The sequence below is a fragment of the Streptomyces sp. NPDC003456 genome (genome assembly GCF_042878735.1).
Taxonomy (GTDB): Bacteria; Actinomycetota; Actinomycetes; order Streptomycetales; family Streptomycetaceae; genus Streptomyces.
The window spans coordinates 19,178-37,116 of sequence record NZ_JBIAOK010000007.1; the positions used below are offsets into that span (position 1 = coordinate 19,178).

At 72.0% G+C, this 17,939-nt stretch carries 18 protein-coding genes; 5 read left to right on the forward strand and 13 right to left on the reverse strand.

What is annotated here, in order from left to right; translation table 11 throughout:
* Positions 1–2 precede the first annotated feature (2 nt).
* On the forward strand, positions 3–170 hold the full coding sequence (locus tag ACFYWG_RS27440) for a hypothetical protein (RefSeq protein WP_383501526.1): 168 nt from the start codon (positions 3–5) through the stop codon (positions 168–170).
* Positions 171–187: 17 nt separating this feature from the next.
* Here the strand turns inward: ACFYWG_RS27440 and ACFYWG_RS27445 are convergent, their stop codons facing one another.
* Positions 188–565, reverse strand: a complete 378-nt coding sequence (locus ACFYWG_RS27445; RefSeq protein WP_376330593.1) for a metal-sensitive transcriptional regulator — start codon at positions 563–565, stop codon at positions 188–190.
* A 203-nt stretch (positions 566–768) separates the two neighbouring features.
* Between ACFYWG_RS27445 and ACFYWG_RS27450 the strand changes: the two genes are divergently transcribed.
* Positions 769–1,389: a DUF47 family protein gene (locus ACFYWG_RS27450; protein WP_333935180.1), complete on the forward strand. Its 621-nt coding sequence runs from the start codon at positions 769–771 to the stop codon at positions 1,387–1,389.
* Between the two features lie 7 nt (positions 1,390–1,396).
* A complete protein-coding gene (locus ACFYWG_RS27455) occupies positions 1,397–2,395 on the forward strand; it encodes an anion permease (RefSeq protein ID WP_376330595.1) in 999 nt (332 codons plus the stop codon).
* A gap of 110 nt (positions 2,396–2,505) precedes the next feature.
* Here the strand turns inward: ACFYWG_RS27455 and pstB are convergent, their stop codons facing one another.
* The 11 genes from pstB to ACFYWG_RS27510 all read right to left on the reverse strand — a co-directional run bounded on the left by pstB (position 2,506) and on the right by ACFYWG_RS27510 (position 13,446).
* Positions 2,506–3,282, reverse strand: a complete 777-nt coding sequence (gene pstB / locus ACFYWG_RS27460) for a phosphate ABC transporter ATP-binding protein PstB (RefSeq protein WP_376330597.1) — start codon at positions 3,280–3,282, stop codon at positions 2,506–2,508.
* A gap of 44 nt (positions 3,283–3,326) precedes the next feature.
* Positions 3,327–4,382 carry a phosphate ABC transporter permease PstA gene (pstA, locus tag ACFYWG_RS27465; RefSeq protein WP_362280860.1) on the reverse strand — a complete coding sequence of 352 codons (1,056 nt, stop codon included), beginning with the start codon at positions 4,380–4,382 and terminating at the stop codon, positions 3,327–3,329.
* Entirely contained in the window at positions 4,379–5,380 is a 1,002-nt protein-coding gene (pstC, locus tag ACFYWG_RS27470) for a phosphate ABC transporter permease subunit PstC (RefSeq protein ID WP_376330601.1), read from the reverse strand. Before pstC ends, pstA begins: the two co-directional genes overlap by 4 nt.
* Before the next feature lie 103 nt (positions 5,381–5,483).
* Positions 5,484–6,608, reverse strand: coding sequence for a phosphate ABC transporter substrate-binding protein PstS (gene pstS, locus ACFYWG_RS27475; protein WP_376330603.1), 1,125 nt, complete (start codon positions 6,606–6,608; stop codon positions 5,484–5,486).
* Positions 6,609–6,858: 250 nt separating this feature from the next.
* Positions 6,859–7,302, reverse strand: a complete 444-nt coding sequence (locus ACFYWG_RS27480; RefSeq protein ID WP_389204003.1) for an NUDIX hydrolase — start codon at positions 7,300–7,302, stop codon at positions 6,859–6,861.
* A gap of 33 nt (positions 7,303–7,335) precedes the next feature.
* Complete coding sequence (locus tag ACFYWG_RS27485) at positions 7,336–8,553, reverse strand: CHAD domain-containing protein (protein ID WP_389204004.1); 1,218 nt, start codon at positions 8,551–8,553, stop codon at positions 7,336–7,338.
* The gene (locus ACFYWG_RS27490) at positions 8,534–10,900 is read right to left on the reverse strand and encodes an RNA degradosome polyphosphate kinase (protein ID WP_389204006.1); all 2,367 of its coding nucleotides are present in this window, start codon (positions 10,898–10,900) and stop codon (positions 8,534–8,536) included. Before ACFYWG_RS27490 ends, ACFYWG_RS27485 begins: the two co-directional genes overlap by 20 nt.
* A 212-nt stretch (positions 10,901–11,112) precedes the next feature.
* Entirely contained in the window at positions 11,113–11,316 is a 204-nt protein-coding gene (locus tag ACFYWG_RS27495; RefSeq protein WP_389204008.1) for a hypothetical protein, read from the reverse strand.
* On the reverse strand, positions 11,313–12,176 hold the full coding sequence (locus ACFYWG_RS27500) for an ABC transporter permease (protein WP_389204009.1): 864 nt from the start codon (positions 12,174–12,176) through the stop codon (positions 11,313–11,315). Before ACFYWG_RS27500 ends, ACFYWG_RS27495 begins: the two co-directional genes overlap by 4 nt.
* Positions 12,173–13,057: an ABC transporter ATP-binding protein gene (locus tag ACFYWG_RS27505; RefSeq protein WP_389204010.1), complete on the reverse strand. Its 885-nt coding sequence runs from the start codon at positions 13,055–13,057 to the stop codon at positions 12,173–12,175. Before ACFYWG_RS27505 ends, ACFYWG_RS27500 begins: the two co-directional genes overlap by 4 nt.
* Complete coding sequence (locus tag ACFYWG_RS27510; RefSeq protein ID WP_376330744.1) at positions 13,054–13,446, reverse strand: GntR family transcriptional regulator; 393 nt, start codon at positions 13,444–13,446, stop codon at positions 13,054–13,056. The genes ACFYWG_RS27505 and ACFYWG_RS27510 overlap by 4 nt, the downstream gene beginning before the upstream one ends.
* 212 nt (positions 13,447–13,658) lie before the next feature.
* Between ACFYWG_RS27510 and ACFYWG_RS27515 the strand changes: the two genes are divergently transcribed.
* Positions 13,659–14,621 (forward strand): LysR family transcriptional regulator, encoded by a 963-nt coding sequence (locus tag ACFYWG_RS27515; protein ID WP_383501393.1) that lies wholly within the window; start codon positions 13,659–13,661, stop codon positions 14,619–14,621.
* A gap of 383 nt (positions 14,622–15,004) precedes the next feature.
* Here the strand turns inward: ACFYWG_RS27515 and mshD are convergent, their stop codons facing one another.
* On the reverse strand, positions 15,005–15,931 hold the full coding sequence (gene mshD, locus ACFYWG_RS27520) for a mycothiol synthase (RefSeq protein ID WP_389204011.1): 927 nt from the start codon (positions 15,929–15,931) through the stop codon (positions 15,005–15,007).
* A gap of 144 nt (positions 15,932–16,075) precedes the next feature.
* Here mshD and ACFYWG_RS27525 point away from each other — a divergent pair, with 144 nt between their 5' ends.
* A complete protein-coding gene (locus tag ACFYWG_RS27525) occupies positions 16,076–17,893 on the forward strand; it encodes a bifunctional metallophosphatase/5'-nucleotidase (protein ID WP_389204012.1) in 1,818 nt (605 codons plus the stop codon).
* The last annotated feature ends 46 nt before the right edge of the window (positions 17,894–17,939 follow it).

Consider the following 17,939-nt stretch of genomic DNA (forward strand, 5'->3'; position numbering starts at 1 on the left):
GCGTGGCTCCGGTCGGCGGTACGGCAGTTCAGGACCACGTGGCCCTCGCCGAGATCGAGCTGTGCGGCGAGCTGATCATCGCCGCCTCGGCCGCGCAGGAGCGGCTCAGCCTGGAGAGCATCGACGAGGTGCTGAACGTGGCCGAGGAGCGCGCCGCCGCCGGGCGCTGAACGGCGAGGGGCCCGGGTCAGGTCCGCAGCATGCGGGCGATCGCCTGGGTCGCCTCCTTCACCTTGGCGTCGATCTCGTCCCCGCCCTTGAGGGCCGCGTCGGCGACGCAGTGCCGCAGGTGCTCCTCCAGCAGTTGCAGCGCGAAGGACTGCAGGGCCTTGGTGGAGGCGGAGACCTGGGTGAGTATGTCGATGCAGTAGACGTCCTCGTCGACCATGCGCTGCAGGCCGCGGATCTGGCCCTCGATGCGGCGCAGCCGCTTGAGGTGCTCGTCCTTCTGCTTGTGGTACCCGTGCACCCCGTGGTCGTGGTCGGTCACGACGTCCGCACCGGTGGTCTCGGCGGTGCCGTGGGTGACATGCGCGACATCTGTCGTGTCGGTCACGTCGGTCATCGCGTCCTCCTGGTGGGCAGTGCGCCGACATATACCCCTACTGGGTATATGGTACCGAAGTTTCCGGGGTATACGGGCCTGAGGCCGCCCCCGTGCTCACCACTGTGCCCGATGGGCGACACTGGTGGGCGGCCCGATAGCCGTGGCCGGATGTTGCGCCTAGCATCAGCCTGACCGAAACCGAAGCACCCCGAGGACCCCACGTGCGCTTTCGTCTGACCCCCAGGGAGACGAGCTTCTACGACATGTTCGCCGCCTCCGCGGACAACATCGTCACGGGCTCGAAGCTCCTGATGGAACTGCTCGGGGCGGACACTTCCGCCCGGGCCGAGATCGCAGAGCGTATGCGGGCAGCGGAACACGCAGGTGACGACGCCACGCATGCGATCTTCCACCAGCTGAACTCCTCGTTCATCACGCCGTTCGACCGCGAGGACATCTACTCCCTCGCCTCGTCCCTCGACGACATCATGGACTTCATGGAGGAGGCCGTCGACCTGGTCGTCCTCTACAACATCGAGGAACTGCCCAAGGGCGTCGACCAGCAGATCGAGGTGCTGGCGCGCGCGGCGGAGCTGACCGCCGAGGCGATGCCGCACCTGCGGACGATGGAGAACCTCACCGAGTACTGGATCGAGGTCAACCGTCTGGAGAACCAGGCCGACCAGATCCACCGCAAGCTGCTCGCGCACCTCTTCAACGGCAAGTACGACGCCATGGACGTGCTGAAGCTGAAGCAGATCGTGGACGTGCTCGAGGAAGCGGCGGACGCGTTCGAGCACGTGGCGAACACGGTGGAGACCATCGCCGTCAAGGAGTCCTGAACCCTTCATGGACACCTTCGCCCTGGTCGCGACCATCGGGGTCGCGCTCTTCTTCACGTACACCAACGGCTTCCACGACTCGGCGAACGCCATCGCCACCTCGGTGTCCACGCGGGCGCTGACGCCGAAGGCCGCGCTCGCGATGGCCGCCGTCATGAACCTGGCCGGCGCCTTCCTGGGCTCGGGGGTCGCCAAGACCGTCAGCGAGGGGCTGATCCAGACGCCCGAGGGCTCGAAGGGGATGGGCATCCTCTTCGCCGCGCTCGTCGGTGCGATCACCTGGAACCTGATCACCTGGTATTTCGGCCTGCCGTCCTCGTCCTCGCACGCGCTGTTCGGCGGCATGGTGGGCGCGGCGCTGGCCGGTGGCACGACGGTCTACTGGCACGGCGTGCTGGACAAGGTCGTCATCCCGATGTTCATCTCGCCGGTGGTCGGCCTGATCGCCGGTTACCTGGTGATGACGGCGATCCTGTGGATGTTCCGGCGCTCCAACCCGCACAAGGCCAAGCGCGGTTTCCGGATAGCCCAGACGGTGTCCGCCGCGGGCATGGCCCTGGGCCACGGTCTGCAGGACGCCCAGAAGACCATGGGCATCGTGGTGATGGCCCTGGTCATCGCCGACGTCGAGGACTACGGCGACCCGATCCCGGTGTGGGTCAAGATCGTCTGCGCGGTGATGCTGTCGCTGGGCACCTACGCGGGCGGCTGGCGCATCATGCGGACCCTGGGCCGGAAGATCATCGAGCTGGACCCGCCGCAGGGCTTCGCGGCGGAGACCACCGGCGCCTCGATCATGTTCACCACGGCGTTCCTGTTCAAGGCGCCCATCTCCACGACCCACGTGATCACCTCCGCCATCATGGGCGTGGGCGCCACCAAGCGCGTGAACGCGGTCCGCTGGGGCGTCGCCAAGAACATCATCCTGGGCTGGTTCATCACGATGCCGGCCGCCGCCCTGGTGGCCGCGGCGTCCTTCGGGATCGTGAACCTGGCGTTCCTGTAACGCCGCCCGCACGACGCGACAGGGCCCGCCCCCGGGAACGGGGGCGGGCCCTTTTTTCGACCTCGCGGTGGCACCGCCATGCAGCACCGCGAGGAGCACCGGGGGGACGATCAGCCGAAGCGGCCGGAGATGTAGTCCTCGGTGGCCTGGACCGACGGGTTGGAGAAGATGCGCTCCGTCTCGTCGATCTCGATGAGCTTGCCGGGCTGGCCGACCGCCGCGAGGTTGAAGAACGCCGTGCGGTCGGAGACCCGCGCCGCCTGCTGCATGTTGTGCGTCACGATGACGATCGTGAAGCGCTCCTTCAGCTCGCCGATCAGGTCCTCGATCGCCAGCGTGGAGATGGGGTCGAGCGCCGAGCAGGGCTCGTCCATGAGCAGCACGTTCGGCTCGACCGCGATCGCGCGGGCGATGCACAGGCGCTGCTGCTGGCCGCCGGACAGGCCCGAGCCGGGCTTGTTCAGGCGGTCCTTGACCTCGTTCCAGAGGTTCGCGCCCTTGAGGGAGCGCTCGACGATGTCCGCCAGCTCGCTCTTCTTGTAGTTGCCGTTCAGCCGCAGGCCCGCCGCCACGTTGTCGAAGATCGACATCGTGGGGAACGGGTTGGGCCGCTGGAACACCATGCCGACCTCGCGGCGGACCGACACCGGGTCGATGCCGGCGCCGTAGAGGTCCTCGTCGTCCAGGAGCACCTTGCCCTCGACGCGGCCGCCCGAGGTGACCTCGTGCATGCGGTTCAGCGTGCGCAGGAACGTCGACTTGCCGCAGCCGGACGGGCCGATGAACGCCGTCACCGAACGCGGCTCGACGGTCATCGAGATGTCCTCGATCGCCTTGTGGGAGCCGTAGTAGGCGGTCAGTCCGCTTACGTCGATTCGCTTGGCCATGACTACTTCACTTCCATAACTCGGTCGGTCGCTGTATGGCCGCGTCAGCGACCGGTGCTCGGGGCCTTCCAGCGGGCGATGCCGCGGGCCACCAGGTTGAGGATCATCACGAAGGCGATCAGCGTGAGCGACGCCGCCCAGGCGCGGTCGTAGGCCGTGACCTCACCCGAGCCGTACTGCTGGTAGATGTACAGCGGCAGCGACGCCTGCGCACCCTCGAAGGGGTTGGCGTTGATGAACTTGCTGCCGAACACCAGCAGCAGCACGGGCGCGGTCTCACCGGCGATGCGGGCGACGGCCAGCATGATGCCGGTGGTGATGCCGCCGATCGAGGTCGGCAGGACCACCTTCAGGATGGTGCGCCACTTGGGCACGCCGAGCGCCAGGGAGGCCTCGCGCAGCTCGTTCGGGACGAGCTTGAGCATCTCCTCCGTGGAGCGGACCACGACCGGCATCATCAGGATCGCGAGGGCGAGCGAGCCGGCGAAGCCGAAGGGCTGCATGTCGAACATCAGCATCAGGCTGAGGATGAACAGACCGGCGACGATCGACGGGATGCCGGTCATGACGTCGACGAAGAAGGTGACGGCCCGGGCGAGGTTGCCGCGCCCGTACTCCACCAGGTAGATCGCGGTGAGCACGCCGACCGGCGCGGCGATCAGGGTGGCGAGGCCGACCTGCTGCAGCGTGCCGAGGATGGCGTGGTAGATGCCGCCGCCCGCCTCCGAGTCGGCGACCACGCCCATCGAGTGGGTCAGGAAGTAGACGTCGAGGACCTTGGTGCCGCGCTGCACGGTCGACCACACCAGGGACGCCAGCGGCACCACGGCGAGCAGGAACGCGACCCACACCAGGGAGGTGACCACGCGGTCCTTGGCCTGGCGGCGGTTCTCCACCTTGGCCGCGATGACGTACGTGCCGAGGATGTGCAGGAGCGCGGCGATCAGCGCCCACTGGATGTCGCTGTGCAGGCCGGCGGCGGCGCTGATGCCGAGGCCGGCGGCGACGGACCCGGCGGCGATGGCCCACGGGGCCCACTTGGGCAGGCGGGCGCCGCGCAGGGTGCTGGGGCGCTTCGGGGTGGTGGTTGCGGTGCTCATGCGTTGGCCCCCGAGTACTCCTTGCGGCGGGCGATGATCGCGCGGGCCGCGCCGTTGACCAGCAGGGTGATGACGAACAGGACCAGACCCGAGGCGATCAGCGCGTCACGGCCGAACTCGGTGGCCTCGCTGAACTTGCTGGCGATGTTCTGGGCGAAGGTGCCGCCGCCCGGGTCGAGCAGGCTGGTGTGGATCAGGAAGTCCGGGGAGAGCACGGTGGCGACGGCCATCGTCTCGCCGAGGGCGCGGCCGAGGCCGAGCATCGAGGCGGAGATCACGCCGGAGCGGCCGAAGGGGAGGACCGACATGCGGATCACTTCCCAGCGGGTGGCGCCGAGGGCCAGGGCCGCCTCCTCGTGCATCTGCGGGACCTGGCGGAAGACCTCGCGGCTCACGTTGGTGATGATCGGCAGGATCATGATCGCGAGCAGGATGCCTACGGTGAGCATGGACCGGGCGGCGCCGCCCTGCCAGGAGAAGATGCCGGTCCAGCCGAAGTAGTCGTTCAGCCAGCCGAAGAGGCCGTTCATGTAGGGCACGAGGACGAGGGCGCCCCACAGGCCGTACACGATGGACGGCACGGCGGCGAGCAGGTCGATCACGTAGGCGATGGGACCGCTCAGCCGGCGCGGGGCGTAGTGCGTGAGGAACAGCGCGATGGCGACGGCGATCGGCACGGCGATGATCATCGCGATGATCGAGGAGATGATCGTGCCGTAGGCGAGGACCGCGATGCCGAAGACCGGCGGGTTGACGCCGGTGTTCCATTCGAACGTGGTGAGGAAGTTGCCCTCGTCCTTGCTGATGGCGAGGACGGCGCGGTAGGTGAGGAAGCCCGCGATCGCGGCCATGATCACCAGGAGCAGGATGCCCGAGCCGCGCGAGAGGCCGAGGAAGATCCGGTCCCCGGGGCGGGTGGCCCCACGGGCGGCGCGCTTCTGCTCGGGCGAGGGCGCCGGGGCGGGGGGAGGTGCGTCAGCTATCTGTGTGGTGTCCATCGGGTTCTCCGGTCTGCGGAACCGCAACGGCTGTGCGGCTCTTGGCGGCGGTGCACCGGACGGTGCGGTCCGGTCCCGCGGGGGACCGGACCGCACGCTCAGGTCAGCTCAGGCTCTCGACGGTGGTCCGAACCTTGGCGATGATGTCTTCGGGCATGGGCGCGTAGTCGTTCTCGGCGAGGATCTTCTGGCCGTCCTCGGAGGCCGCGTAGCGCAGGAACGCCTTGACCGCGGGCAGCGTCTCGGCCTTGTTGCCCTTGTCGCAGACGATCTCGTAGGTCACGAGGACCATCGGGTAGGCGCCGTCGGCCTTGGTCGCGTAGTTCAGCTCCAGGGCGAGGTCCTTGCCGGTGCCGACGACCTTGGCGTCCGCGATGGCCTTGGTGGCGTTCTCGACGTTCGCCTCGACCGGCTCGGCCGCGCCGGTGTCGATGGCGACGGTCTTGATGCCGTCCTTGGCGTAGGACAGCTCGAAGTAGCCGATGGCGCCGGCGGTCTGCTTCACCTGCGCGGCCACGCCGGAGGACTGCGGAGCGGACTGGCCGCCCTTGGCCTGCCAGGCCTTGCCGCCCTCGTAGGGAAAGTCCTTCTTGGCGGTGGCGATCAGGTACTTGGTGAAGTTGTCCGTGGTGCCGGACTCGTCCGAGCGGTGGAACGCCTGGATCTTGAGGTTGGGCAGCTTCGCGTCGGGGTTCAGCTTCGCGATGGCCGGGTCGTTCCACTTGGTGATCTTGCTGTCGAAGATCTTGGCGATCGTCGCGGAGTCCAGGACCAGCTTGTCGACGCCCGGGACGTTGTAACCGACGGCGATCGGGCCGCCGACCATGGGCAGGTCGATGCCCTGGCCGCCGGAGCAGACCTTCTTGGAGGCCGCGACCTCGTCGGGCTTCAGCGCCGAGTCCGAGCCGGCCCACGGGACCTGGCCCTGGGTGAACGCGGTGACACCGGCGCCGGAGCCGCCGGCCTTGTAGTTGATCTCGACCTTGCAGGCCGCGGAGAACTGCTTGACCCACGCGTCGACGGCGTTCTTCTGCGCCGAGGAGCCGTCGGCGAGCACCTGGCCCGTGGCGTCGTCGCACTTGATGTTGCTGGGCGCGGCGGCGTTGGCCGATGAGTCGCCGCTGCCACCCCCGGTCTCGTCCGAGCCGCACGCCGTGAGGGCCAGGGCGCCGGAGACGGCGAGAGCACCGAGAGCGAGGGCCCGCCGGTTCATGCGCTGAAGCTTCACTTGAGTTCCTTCCAGGAGCCGCCGTCCTGAATCGGCGGCGTGCGAAGACTGGCCGACGCGAACACGCGGCAGGCGCGTCCCGCATCCGGTACGGCCGAAAGTAGGCAGATCAGATGAAGCCGCCGATGGCCGCACATGAACGAGGGGTGAACCCCTGCCGACGGTGTGGTTAGGTCACGGAATGCTCACGGGGAGAGCACGTGCAGATTCCGCTTCGCCCGCGGTTCCCCCTGGACAACCGCGGACGGTGTCAGTCCGCTCCACCCGCGGGCCGGGACCCGCGCAGTGCGGCGAGCAGCGCGTCGACCAGGGGGCGGTCGAGCGGCTGCGTGAGGCGGGCGCGGGCCTCCTCCGGCGGCAGCCACAGCACGCGATCGACCTCCTCGGTCGGAGTGAAAGCGCAGGTCGCAGCCTCGGCGGCCCAGTAGCGCACCTGCTTGGGGCGGCCGTTCGCCCGGTAGCGCAGGGTGGGCAGCTCGGCACCCGGCACGGCCCGGCAGCCGGTCTCCTCCGCCACCTCGCGCAGGGCGCCGGCGAGGGCCTCCTCGCCGCGTTTCAGTTTGCCCTTCGGCCACGACCAGTCGTCGTATTTCGGCCGGTGCACGAGGCAGAGCTGCAACGTGCCGGAGCCGGGGGAGCGGCGCCACACGACGCAGCCCGCGGCCCGGACGGTGGGGTCCTCGGCGGAACTCACCTGGTCTTCACCGCCTTCCGGGTGTCGCGCCGGTCAGGACGCGCCGACGGTCTCCTTCTGCCATGCCTGCTGGAACGCGAAACGTGCCGCCTCCACCTCGTGCCGCTGGTCGGCGTGGAGCACGCCGAGCGCGTACGCCGTGGCCGGGGCGATCCGCGGGGTGCGGGCCGCATGGGCCGCCGCGGCCGCCGCCTCCGAGGCGTCCCGGTGCAGGTTCAGCGCCTGGCCGGCGGCGAGCAGGCGCAGGTCCACCACGGTGTCGCCCCGCGGGCCGCCGGCCGTCTCGCGGGCGTAGCGGTGCAGGCGCAGCAGCAGGCGGACCTGGTGCCAGGGGGCGTCCTGGGGGTGCGCGACCGTGTCGGGGGACAGGCCGTGGACCAGGGCCGCGGCGTTGTACGGGTTGCCCGCGGTGACCAGGGGCAGCGCCGTCACGGCGGCGGTGAGCCGGTCCTCGGCCGCCGCGGCCAGGAGGCGCAGGTCGGTCGTGGCGGCCGTGCCGGTGAGGGGGACCTCGCTGGCCAGCACGGCGACCTTGTCTGCGACGGCGTGGAAGCGGCTGCTGCCCAGGGCCTGCAGGGCGGTGGAGTGGGCGCGGGTGCGGGCGAGGGTCAGCTGGCGGTCGAGCAGGGCGCCCGCCTTCGCCGCCCCGACGGTGAGGTTGCCGCGCTCCGGGGCGGCGGTGGTGCTCCGGGCGGGAGGCCCGGCCGGGGCGGGCACCACGCCCGCGGCCCGGCCGCCGAGGTGCGGTCCGGCCGGGAGGCCCGGCCGGACGGGGAACGCCGTGGAGCCCGACAGGCGGTGCAGGGCGGCCAGCAGGCGCTCCAGGCGGGCGGTGCAGGCGTGCTCCATCGCCAGCGTGCCCGACACCCAGGCCAGCTCGGGGCGCATCGCCTCGCACCAGTCGCTGTCCAGCAGCGGCTGGAAGGTGTGCAGGCCGGCGCTGATCCGGCGGGCCGAGCGGCGCAGGGCGCGGGCCGCTTCGGCCGAGCCCTCCGAGCCGTTCGCCCCCGAGCCCGTCTCCCGGTGCAGGCGCAGGGCTCGGAGGAACTCCGTGGCCTGGGCCCGCAGGTAGCCCGCGAGGGTGTCTCCGGTGGGGGCGGAGCCGGCGGTCCCGGGCCGGGGGTCCGCCGGGGATCCGGCGCTCGCGGGCCGGGGGTCCGCCAGGGGTCCGACGGTCCCGGGCCGGGGATCCGCCACGGGCCCGGTGGTCCGGGGCCCGGGGTCCGTCGGATCAGGGTGTCGCTGTGCCACGCCGGCGCCTCCGGGCGTCTATGAGCATCTCCTGGACGTTGCGCAGGGGCTGGCCGTCCGCGTCGGTGGCGTGCCGGGTCCAGTCGCCGTCCGGGCCGAGGTGCCAGGAGGCGGTGGAGTCCGACATGCCGGTCTCCAGCAGCCGGTTCAGGGCCGCCCGGTGGGCCGGGTCGGTGACCCGGACCAGGGCCTCTATCCGGCGGTCGAGGTTGCGGTGCATCATGTCGGCGCTGCCGATCCACACCTCGGGCTCGCCGCCGTTGCCGAAGGCGAACACCCGGGAGTGCTCCAGGAACCGGCCCAGGATCGAGCGGACCCGGATGTTCTCCGACAGGCCGGCCACGCCCGGGCGCACGGCGCAGATGCCGCGCACCCAGATGTCCACCGGCACCCCGGCCTGGGCGGCGCGGTAGCAGGCGTCGATGACGGCCTCGTCGACCATCGAGTTGACCTTGATGCGGACGTACGCGGGACGCCCCGCGCGGTGGTGCTGTATCTCCTTGGTGATCCGCGAGACCAGCCCGTCGCGCAGGGACTTGGGGGCGACGAGCAGCCTGCGGTAGGTCTCGCGGCGGGAGTAGCCGGAGAGCCGGTTGAACAGGTCCGAGAGGTCCGCGCCGACCTGCGGGTCGGCCGTGAGCAGGCCGAGGTCCTCGTAGAGGCGGGCCGTCTTCGGGTGGTAGTTGCCGGTGCCGACGTGGCTGTAGCGGCGCAGGGTCTCGCCCTCCTGGCGGACCACCAGCGACAGCTTGCAGTGGGTCTTGAGCCCGACCAGGCCGTAGACCACGTGGCAGCCGGCCTCCTCCAGCTTGCGGGCCCACTTGATGTTGGCGTGCTCGTCGAAGCGGGCCTTGATCTCGACCAGGACCAGCACCTGCTTGCCGGACTCGGCGGCCTCGATGAGCGCGTCGACTATCGGGGAGTCGCCGGAGGTGCGGTACAGGGTCTGCTTGATGGCGAGGACGTCCGGGTCGCCGGCCGCCTGCTCCAGGAAGGCCTGCACGGACGTGGAGAACGAGTCGTACGGGTGGTGCAGCAGCACGTCCCGTTCGCGCAGCGCGGCGAAGATGTCGGGCGCGGACGCCGACTCGACCTCGGCGAGGTCGCGGTGGGTGCCGGCGATGAACTTGCGGTACTTCAGCTCGGGCCGGTCCAGCGAGGCGATGCGGAAGAGGCCGGTGAGGTCCAGCGGGCCCGGCAGCGGGTACACCTCGGCCTCGCTGATCTTCAGCTCGCGCACCAGCAGGTCCAGGACGTCGCGGTCGATGGACTCCTCGACCTCCAGGCGCACCGGCGGGCCGAAGCGGCGCCGCATGAGCTCCTTCTCCAGGGCCTGGAGGAGGTTCTCGGTGTCGTCCTCCTCGACCTCCAGGTCCTCGTTGCGGGTGAGGCGGAAGGCGTGGTGCTCCAGCACCTCCATGCCCGGGAACAGCTCCTCCAGGTGCGCGGCGATGACGTCCTCGATGGGGACGTAGCGGCCCGGGGAACTCTCCAGGAAGCGGGACAGCAGCGGCGGCACCTTCACCCGGGCGAAGTGCTTGTGGCCGGTGACCGGGTTGCGCACGACGACGGCCAGGTTCAGCGACAGGCCGGAGATGTACGGGAAGGGGTGCGCCGGGTCGACCGCCAGCGGGGTCAGCACGGGGAAGATCTGGTGCCGGAACAGGGTGAACAGGCGGGCCTGCTCCTTCTCCTGCAGCTCGCTCCAGCGGACCAGGTGGATGCCCTCGTCCGCGAGTGCGGGGGCGACGTCCTCGTGGTAGCAGGCGGCGTGCCGGGCCATCAGCTCGCGCGAGCGCGCCCAGATCATCTCCAGCACCTCGCGGGGCTGAAGCCCGGAGGCGGAGCGGGTGGCCACGCCGGTGGCGATGCGGCGCTTGAGGCCGGCGACCCGGACCATGAAGAACTCGTCCAGGTTGCTGGCGAAGATCGCGAGGAAGTTGGCCCGCTCCAGCAGGGGCGTGTTCGGGTCCTCGGCGAGTTCGAGCACCCGTTCGTTGAACGCGAGCCAGCTGCGCTCCCGGTCGAGGAACCGGCCCTGGGGCAGCTGGGGTCCGTCGTTCGGCGATTCCTCGTAGGCGTCGAGGTCGGCGTCGATGTCGGGTTCCAGATCGGACACGACGGCCGCGACCGTGTGCGGGCGGTGGGCCGCGATGGAGCCCACGGAGGGCTGCGGGTGCTGGACCTGTGCCTGGGTGTTCGGCTGGCTCATGGACCCATTCTTCCGCGCCGCGAGCATCACGGGCGCGTCGGAGAGCGCGGGCGGGAGCCGGGGAGCCTCATGAGTGCTCCCGTTCCCCGCGAGCCCCTCCGGGGGCGGCGAAGGCTCTGGCACGGCGGGATTCATTGGCCGAGCGTCGCAAGCCCGTCTGAATCGACGGTTACGGAGACATGACGTGCGGGACACCGGGGGGCGGCTCGCGGGGGTGCGAGGGGGGTGCGTGGGGCGGGAGGGGGAGCCGGCCGCGGCGTCGTGCTCAGGGTGGGGAGGCGGGCCCGGGCCCTCTGCGGGGGCGGTCCGCGCGTCCGTCCCCCCGTGAACGGACGCGCGGACCGGGCTCAGGGCAGGCGGTGGGCCGGTGGGGTGGCGCAGGCGCGGTGCCCGGCGCGGGCCGGGCCGCCCAGGGTGTGCAGCCGCCGTAGGGCCGCCACCGCGGCGGAGGGGACCCCCACCAGGGTCAGGGCGAGCGCCGTGCGCTGTGTCCGGGCGAGGGTGCGCAGGAGGCCGCCCGTGCCGGCGAAGCCCGGCGCCAGGGCACTCACGCGGTCCCTCCCGTGCGGCGCAGCACGGCGAACGCGGCGGTGCCGGCCAGGGCGGCGGCGGCCAGCACGAGGGACGTCTCGACGAGTTGCAGGGGCCAGAAGTGGGACGCGGGGTGTTCGTGCATCAGCGGACGCGTCCCCTGCGGGGTCGGCCACAGGTGCGGGCGCGCCTCGTCCAGCGCCCAGATCAGGGCCGCCACGGCCAGGACGGCGGCACCGAGGGCGGGCAGGGCGCGGCGCAGGACCACGCCCGCGAGGACGCCCAGGGCGAGGGCGGCCAGGGGATGGACGGTGGTGAGGACGCCGTTGGCCTCGAAGACGCTGTCGTCGTGCCACTCGTACCAGCCGATGGCACGGGACAGGTTGCTGTGCGACGCCCACACGGCGCGGTGCAGCAGGGTCAGCGCGAGGGTTCCCGGCACCAGCAGCAGGGCCGGGACGGCCAGCTTGGCGGCGAGCCAGCGGGCCGAGGTGACCGACTGGGTCCACACCAGCCGGGCGGTGCCGTCCTCCAGCTCGCGGCCGACGATCGCTCCCGCCCAGGCACCGGTGAGCACCGGCACGAGGGAGAGCAGGCCCTCGGCGACCGTGATCACCGTCTCGTACCGGAACATGGCGGGTCCGGGCAGGTCGCAGCCCAGGTCCGGGCTTCCGTCGGTGCAGCCCATCGCCCGGTACTCGGCCCAGGCGGCGTCCGCGCCCGGGCCGAGCGCCCACAGCAGCGCCCCGGCGGCCACCGCCACCAGCCCCACCCAGAAGACCAGCGCCGAGCGGTGCAGCCGCAGCCCGGCGCGCACCAGCCCGCGCGGGCCCGGGAAGCGGGAGGCGGCGACCGGGGCCCGGTCCGTCACGGCGGTCATACGGCGGCCTCCAGCGGGTCGAGCAGGAGCGGCGGGGCGTCGGGGGACCGCAGATGGGCCAGGACGACCTCCTCCAGGGAGGGGCGGTCGCCCTGCCGTGCGTCGCCGAGGGCGCCGGCGGGCCGGACCAGGGCGGTCAGCTGGCGGCCGGTGGTGCGGGAGTCGACCACGGTGTGCGGGGCCAGCACGTCACCGGCCCGGGCCGTGACCAGGGTGTGCGCGGCGATCAGGTCGTCCAGCGGCCCGGCCAGGCGGACGCGGCCGCCGCCGAGCAGCAGCAGGTGGTCGCAGGATCCCTCCACCTCCGCCACGACGTGCGAGGACATGACAACCGTGGTGCCGTGTTCGGCCGCGTCGGCCATGAGCGTACCCATCAGCCGGTGCCGGGCCAGCGGGTCGAGGTCGGCCATGGGCTCGTCCAGCAGCAGCAGCTCGGGGCGCTTGCCGAGGGCCAGGGCGAGGGCGACCCGGGTGCGCTGGCCGCCGGAGAGGGAGCGGATCCGGGCACCGGGGTCGAGGTCGCCCTCCGCCACGATCCGCTCGGCGGTCCGGGCGTCCCAGCGCCGCGGGTTGAGGTCCCGGCCGAGCCGCAGCGTGCCCGCGACGGTGAGCTGGGGGTACAGCGGCTTGTTCTGGGCGACGTGGGCCAGGCGCTCACGGGCCGCCGCCGGGCTGGTGCCGAGCACGGTGACGGACCCCTCGGTGGGGCGCAGCAGCCCGGCGGCGAGGGCGAGCAGGGTGGACTTGCCGGCGCCGTTCGGGCCGACGAGGGCGCAGACGCTGCCCGCGAGGAGCCGGAAGGAGCACCCCTCCAGCGCCGGCGGGCGGCGGCGCCCGAACCTCCTGCCCAGCCCGGCCGCCTCGATGGCGGTGTCGGTCATGCGTCCCCCTTGAAGTCTGCGAACTGCGCGTCGAGTACGGAAGTGAACAGGGCGGCCACGTCCTCGCGCTCCAGGCCGGCCGCGCGGGCCCGGGCCGCCCAGGCGTCCAGCTCCGCGCGCAGCGGGGAGTCGGCGGGGGCGGCGCCCAGGGACCGGCGCACGAAGGTGCCGAGGCCGCGACGGGCCTCCACCAGGCCCTCGCGCTCCAGTTCCCGGTAGGCCTTGAGCACGGTGTTGGGGTTGATGGCGGTGGCCTCCACGACCTCGCGGGCCGTGGGGAGCCGGTCGCCCGGCTGGAGCAGGCCCAGGCGCAGGGCCTGCTTGGTCTGCTGGACGATCTGGACGTAGGTGGCCACGCCGCTGCGCCGGTCGATGCGGTACTCGACCACTGCCGGAACCACCCTTTCACTAATTGAGTAGTGAAAGGGTGGTGGAAGGGGGCCGCGGAAGTCAAGCGGGGCGGAGCGGACCCCCTTCGCGGAGCCAGGTCCGCGCAACCGCCCTGCACACCCACCGGTTGTGCGGAGGGGTGCCCGGGGGGTCCGGGTGTCCGCACGGCCGCTCCCGGTACAACCGTCCGGCGTGCCGCTAGGCTCCCGGTGTGGATCTCAAAGCCGTCCGGGCGTTCGTCGCCATCGCCGATTCCGGGCAGTTCCAGCGGGCCGCCGTCGATCTGGGGCTCACCCAGCAGGCCGTCTCCAAGCGGATCGCCGCGCTGGAGAAGGACCTCGGGGTGCGGCTGCTGGTGCGTACGCCGCGGGGCGCGGAGCCGACCATCGACGGGCAGGCCCTGCTGCCGCACGCCCGGGTCCTGCTGCGGGCGGAGGAGCGGGCCGCCGCCGCCGTGCGGCCCGGGGGCCGGGCGCTGCGCGTGGACGTGGTGGGGCGCCGCAGCGCCGTCGGCGGGCTCGTGCAGGGCTTCCACCGGGCCCGTCCGGAGATCGCGCTGGACGTCGTCACGCTGTTCGACGCGGACACGGCGATGGCGGCGGTGCGGGACGGGGCCGTGGACGCCACCTTCCGGGCCGTCACCATGCCCGGGCAACGGCTCCCCGACGGCGTGACGGCCGTCCCCGTCCTGGACGAGCCGCTGCACCTGTGCGTCGGCCCCGGGCACGCCTTCGCCCGGGCCCCCTGGGTGAGCCCCGCGCAACTGTCCGGGCACCGCCTCTGGATGCCGGGGAACGTGCCGGGGACCGAGTGGCACGCCTACTACGAGGCGTTCGCCGCGGAGTTCGGGCCGGCCGTCGACACCGTCGGGCCCAACTTCGGTCTGGAGGCCCTGCTCGACACGGTCGCCGCCTCCCCGACCGTGGCGACCGTCCTCAGCGAACGCACCCCGCACGTCTGGCCGGCCGGTCACGACCTGCGGCTGGTGCCGCTGCGTGACCCGGTCCCGGTCTACCCGCACTCCCTGCTGCGGCGCACGGACGACCGGCACCCCGGTCTGACCGCGCTCCAGGACCACCTCACGGCGACGCGCCCCCTCCCGCCGGAGGGAGAGACCTGGCGCCCGGCCTGGGCCCGGCACACGCCTACGGGCCCCGCTTCTCCCTCAGCGTGAAGGGCCTGGGCACCCCGCCCGGCTGCGGCTTGCCCTCCTTGCGGCCCGCGATCCGGCAACCGGCCTCCTGGCAGCCGGCGTTGAGCCGGGCGCCGGCCGCCCGGCGGTCCAGCCGCACCGGGATCCGGCCCGCGTCCCGGCCGTAGGGCGCTCCGCGGCCCCCGGCAGCAGCCGGCCCGTCCCGGGCGCGGCGGCCACCCGGTCCACCGTCGACCGGTGCCCGTGCCCGGCCACCGGTGCTCGTACCCGGCCACCGGCGGCCGCGGGCCCCAGGCGTCCTCGTCCTGCCACCACAGCTCCCGGGCACCGGTCGGGCGCCCTCCGGACCAGGGCCGGACCTCACCGGCCGGGCCGAAGCGGAGGCCGGGTGGCTCGGGCACGGCTCAGGTCTCCGTCCGGTACATCAGGTCCACCTCGTGCGTGGCGAAGCCCAGGCGTTCGTACACCGTCACCGCCGCCTTGTTGTCGGCGTCGACGTACAGCATCGCTGTGGGCAGGCCCCGCTGCGCCAGGTGGCGCAGGCCGATGGTGGTGAGGGACTTGCCGAGTCCGCCGCCCTGGGCGCCCGGGGCGACGCCGAGCACGTAGACCTCGCCGAGGTCCTCGCGGGCGTGCACCTTCGTCCAGTGGAAGCCGACGAGTTCGTCGCCCTGGAAGGCGAGGAAGAAGCCCGCCGGGTCGAACCACGGCTCGGCCTTGCGGTCGTCCAGGTCGCGCTGGGTGAGGGAGCCCTGCTCCGGATGGTGGGCGAAGGCCGCGGCGTTGACGGCGAGCCAGGCCGCGTCGTCCCGGCCGGGCTCGAAGGTGCGCACGGTGACGCCCTCGGGCAGCACCGGCTCCGGGGCGTCGAAGCCGGCCAAGGGGCGGCGCATCTGGCGCAGTTCGCGGAAGAGGGTGAGGCCGAGGACCTGGGCGAGGTGCCGGGCGGCGGAGTGCCCGCCGTGCGCCCACACCCTCAGCCGCTTCCCGGAGGCGGCCAGCAGGGCCGAGCCGAGGGCCCGCCCGTGCCCGTGCCCGCGATGGCCGGGGTGCACCACCAGCTCGGCGGCGGGCGGCTCCACCTCGTCGGTGTCCTCCAACTGGGCATATCCGACAAGCTGCCCGCTCACGGTGAGCAGCAGATGGGACACGCCCTCGCGCTCCCCGCCCCGCAGTTGCAGCCGGCCCTGTTCGGACACCGCCTGCTGACCGTCGGTCCGGGCCGCCTCGTCGAGCAGTCCGAGCACGGCCTCGGTCTGCTCGGGGGAGAGTGCGGCGAGGGTCTCGATCGAGCGGGGGTGGCCTGGCCGTACGGTGTCGTCGCTGGTCATGCGTACGAGGGTACGGGGCACCACCGGCAAACGGCGGCAAAGAAGCAACCCACTCGTAACCATGAAAGGCCTGTCGCGCTACGCGCGTTGACTTTAGGCTGCGCGCGACGACATCACTGTCACCGCAGACCCACAGGGGGGCGAATGCCAGCCACTTCACCGGCGCATCCGGAGCGCCGGAAACGCCGTACGAACCGTTTCCTCGCGCTCACCGCCGGTGTCGTCACCGTCGGCGCGCTGGCCGCCGCGGCGCTGCCCGGCTCCGCGAGCGCCGGTGAGGACCACGGCACGGGGGACCACGGGCACGGCCGCTACCAGGACGTGCAGCTGCTGTCCTTCAACGACCTGCACGGCAACCTGGAGCCGCCGGCCGGTTCCTCCGGCCGCGTCACCGAGAAGCAGCCGGACGGCACGACAAAGACCATCGACGCGGGCGGCGTCGAGTACCTCGCCACGCACCTGCGCCAGGCGCGCGAGGGCGAGAAGTACTCCATCACCGCCGCGGGCGGCGACATGGTCGGCGCCTCCCCGCTGATCTCCGGGCTCTTCCACGACGAGCCGACCATCGAGGCGCTGAACAAGCTCGACCTCGACGTCACCTCCGTCGGCAACCACGAGTTCGACGAGGGCGCCAAGGAGCTGGGCCGCCTGCAGAAGGGCGGCTGCCACCCGAAGGACGGCTGCTACACGGACGAGGAGTTCGAGGGCGCCGACTTCCCCTACCTCGCGGCCAACGTGCTCGACGAGAAGACCAGGAAGCCGATCCTCAAGCCCTACTGGGTGTGGAAGAAGAACGGCGTCAAGGTCGGCTTCATCGGCGTGACCCTGGAGGGCACCCCGGACATCGTCTCCGCCGAGGGCGTCAAGGGCCTGTCCTTCAAGGACGAGACCGAGACCATCAACAAGTACGCCAAGGTGCTGCAGAAGCAGGGCGTGAAGTCGATCGTCGCGCTCATCCACGAGGGCGGCTTCCCGGCGTCGACGTCGTACAACTACGACTGCGACTCCCCGGGTGCGGGCGACGGCATCTCCGGGCCGATCGTCGACATCGCCAAGAACGTCACGCCGCAGGTGGACGCGCTGGTCACCGGCCACACCCACAACGCGTACGTGTGCAGCATCGCCGACCCGGCGGGCAAGCCCCGCATGGTCACCTCGGCCGCCTCCTTCGGCCGCCTCTACACCGACACGACGCTGACCTACGACCGCAGGACGGGCGACATCGCCCGTACGGCCGTCAAGTCCGCCAACCGCGTGGTCACCCGGGATGTCCCCAAGGCGCCCGACATGACCGAGCTGATCGGCAAGTGGAACACGCTGGCCGCGCCCATCGGCAACCGGCCGATCGGCTGGATCTCCGGCGACATCGGCAACACCGGCACCGAGTCCCCGCTCGGCGACCTCATCGCCGACGCCCAGCTCGCCCACGGCAGGCAGCTCGACCCGGAGACCGACCTGGCGCTGATGAACCCGGGCGGTATCCGCGCCCCGCTGACCTACGCGGCCAAGGGCGCCGAGGGCGACGGTGTCGTCACCTACGCCGAGGGCTTCACGGTCCAGCCGTTCGCCAACACCGTGAACCTGCAGGACTTCACGGGCGCACAGGTGATCCAGGCGCTGAAGGAGCAGGTGTCCGGCCCGAACGCGGCCGCGCCGAAGATCCTCCAGGTCTCCTCCGGTCTGACGTACACGCTGGACCTCACCAAGTCCGGTGCCGACCGGGTGGTTACCGACAGCATCAAGCTGAACGGCGCGGCCATCGACCCGGCGGCCACCTACCGCGTCGCGACGAACAGCTTCCTCGCGGGCGGCGGCGACGGCTTCCCGACGCTGGGCCAGGGCACGAACGACGTCGTCGGCGCCGACGACCTGACCGCCCTGGAGCAGTACCTGACGGCCAACTCCTCGGCGGGCAGCCCGATCGCGCCGCCGAAGGCCGACCGGATCACGATCGTGAAGTAGGTCGCACACCCGGAGTTCGGGTTGCGGGTGGGGCAGGTGCGCATGG